Raw genomic sequence first — 3,120 nt, 5'->3', positions numbered from 1 at the left:
GCCATCATTATAACTTCCGCCAACATCAGAATGCACACCTGGAAATTCTCTTTCTTTTCCTACTCTTGTTTTAGTAAGCGAAAAATTGGCTCTATGCTCATCAGTAGCGGTAAAGTGCATGACTGTTTTTGCCCGAGATAGATTGTTTAGTTCTATTTCGGTTTCATCATTATCAAAATTCGGATTCATACTTATTCCTTTCGAGTAAGAAGATACAGTATCAAAAAGACCTAGAAAACGAACTCTTACCACATCAACCGTGATATTATTTTTGGCTAAATAATACCCAAAATAACCTCTTTTATTTTTAAATTTAACAGCCGATAGATCTGATTTTTTCTCAATTTCATCCAAAAAAACTCGGGCTGCTGCTGCACCTCGACTGAAACCAAAAACATCTAAATTAAGGATTTTCACTTGGTTGTTTTTACTTTTTTCAGCTACTTTCTTCGCTAACGTTTTGCAGCCTTCTTGTACTTTTCCTAATATACCTGTACCTGCAGTAATAAATCCTGTTCCAAAACCGGCCCCTAATGGGGAGTCTCCTTTTTCAGCCTCAGTACCAATACCATCAACATACACAGCAAATTCATCAGGATAAGCATCATGAAGCCGTGCTACATTAGACCAGGCATTATAATAACTACTACTGGTTTTGCCTTGTCCGCTTTTTCGATATGCTTCTGCGGAAATGGTTTCTTCAGGGGTTAATCTTTCACCTCTAGCCCTTTTGTCATAATACTCTTTGGCATTGGTGTTGTTTTTATTGTTATTGGTACCATCAAAAAAAATACCGATGGTCAGTTCTGTAACTTTGTCTTTTTTTTTAGGAGGAGTATAATGTCCAAATATAACGCTCATAACTATTCGTATTTACCCGAATCTTGACAGATTTGGTTTAAATTATATTTTTTCTCAAATTGCTCTATGTAAAAATTAGTTACCCATTTATCATCATCTCCTTTTGTTGGATCAATTTTTATAACCATTTCTGTAGTCTTATTTTTATCAAGATCTTCTTTAAACAATTTTCTAATTTGATTTTTATCAAAATCTACCGGAATTTCATTTTCTCCACCTTCAAGATATTTTGCCCAATATTCTTTATCGTGTGTAAAAGCTATTCTTGATACAAATCGCTGTTCTTGCTTTCCGCTTCCTATTGACCAGAAAATTTGAAAAGAAAAAGGAATTGCCCTGTTTTTTTGATCTATTGGTCTATCATACGGATCTTCCATTTCTCCGTTACACATTTTAATATACATTGAGGTTATTTTGCTACCTTCGGGTAAGATCACTTTTGGTTTCCAGTTGTATTTTTCACGATACTCCTCATAAGCCTCTGGTGGTGGGTAACCGTATTGCTTGATTTGTTCTCGAATGTCTTTAGATATTACAAAATTGTTTTCCAATCTATGTTGACTATAACCATTTCTAAACATATACTTCTCATCCTTGCTAATAAGTTTGGGGTTAATAATTGTTTCATGAGCTTGAAAACGAGCTATTTCAACTTGTTTTGTAATTCCGGCAACCCAAACTACTACCATTCCTTTTGGAGCTAAGCCAATTTTTATATATTCATAAGGCTCTGTTACTCCTTCTTCTCCTCTTTTAGCATAAAAACCCTCATCAAATAGCTGTTGTATTTTTTCTGTAGGGAGTTTCCATTCGCCTGTATAAAATTTATCATCAACATACGACAACCATGTCATATCAAGCTTATCAGGTAAGGGCGCTTTAATAAAATTTATACTACCTGAGCCGCCCCAACCAGAGTTACGAAATCCTCCCATTTGGCTAAAAAAATAACCTCCAACTGCTCCTGTGTACACTTCTACAGGATATTCTCTTGGTGCAGCAATATTTGCTGACCACTCATACTTTTTTTCCATACATGAATTTATTGTTATTGCTAAAAGCAATAAAAGCATTGTTTTTTTTATCATTATTGTTCTATATTTTATTGGCAAAAAAAATACCGATGGTTAGTTCCGTAACTTCATCTTCTTTTTTAGGTGGCGTATAATGCCCAAATATAACGCTCATAATTATTCGTATTTACCTGTTCTTGTTACCTTTTCTTTTATCTCATATCGTTTTCCATCTTGTTCTAAATACAAATCAGTAACTCGCTCTGATTTTATCTCAACATTAGGATCAATTTTTATAACCAATTCCACAGCCTTATTTTTATCAAGATCTTCTTTAAACAATTTTCTAATTTTATTTTTATCAAAATCTACCGGAATTTCATCCTCTCCACCTTCAAGATACTTTGCCCAATATTCTTTATCGTGGGTAAAAGCTATTCTAGAAACAAACTCTTGTTCTTGTTTACCACTGCCTACAGACCAGAATATTTCGAAAGAAAAAGGAATTGCCCTATTTTTTAGCTCTATTGATCTATCATACGGATCTTCAATTTCTCCGTTACACATTTTAATGTACATTGAAGTTATTCTACTGCCTTCGGGTAAAACTACTTTGGGTTTCCAGTTGTATTTTTCACGATACTCCTCATAAGCCTCTGATGGTGGGTAACCGTATTGTTCAAGCTGTTCCCGAACGTCTTTAGATATAGTACCATCGTAAGTTAACATATCTTTAGTGTAGTCCTTTTCAAACATATACTCCTCATCTTTGCTGATGAGTTTCGGGTCTATAATGGTTTCATGAGCCTGAAATCGAGCTACTTCAACTTGTCTTCCATTTCCGGCAACCCAAACTACTACCATTCCTTTTGGAGCAAATCCAATTTTTATATATTTATAAGGTTCTGTTACTGCTTCTTCTCCTCTTTTAGCATAAAAACCCTCATCAAATAGCTGTTTTATTTTTTCTGTAGGGAGTTTCCATTCGCCTTTATAAAATTTATCATCTACATACGACAACCATGTCATATCAAGATTCTCGGGTAAGGGCGCTTTTATAAAATCTACACTGCCTCCGCCTCCCCAACCAGTGTTGCTAAATCCTCCCATTTGGCTAAAAAAATAACCTCCTACTGCTCCTGTGTAAACTTCTACAGGATACTCTCTTGGTGCAGAAATATCTGCTGACCACTCATACTTTTTTTCCATACATGAATTTATTGTTATTGCTAAAAGCAATAAAAGC

The 3,120-nt window shown here is 34.7% G+C and carries 3 protein-coding genes; all 3 read right to left on the bottom strand.

The genetic code is table 11. The annotated features are described in order from the left end of the window. The coding region (locus IUY40_RS19060) for a DUF2235 domain-containing protein (protein ID WP_195738441.1) at positions 1–861 on the bottom strand (861 nt) is incomplete at its 3' end. Between the two features lie 2 nt (positions 862–863). Then, on the bottom strand, positions 864–1,949 hold the full coding sequence (locus IUY40_RS19055) for a DUF2931 family protein (protein ID WP_195738440.1): 1,086 nt from the start codon (positions 1,947–1,949) through the stop codon (positions 864–866). Between the two features lie 102 nt (positions 1,950–2,051). After that, positions 2,052–3,120, bottom strand: a 1,069-nt coding sequence (locus IUY40_RS19050) for a DUF2931 family protein (RefSeq protein WP_195738439.1), incomplete at its 5' end; no start/stop codon positions are given.

The sequence above is a fragment of the Flavobacterium sp. ALJ2 genome, from assembly GCF_015594725.1.
In the GTDB taxonomy this organism is placed as follows: domain Bacteria; phylum Bacteroidota; class Bacteroidia; order Flavobacteriales; family Flavobacteriaceae; genus Flavobacterium.
Note: the sequence above shows the minus strand (reverse complement) of the source record. Positions and strands in the feature narration are given on the sequence as shown.

Coding starts and splice junctions, on each gene's coding strand:
- IUY40_RS19055 (WP_195738440.1), bottom strand. CDS start 1,949: ATGATAAAAAAAACAATGCTTTTATTGCTTTTAGCAATAACAATAAAT.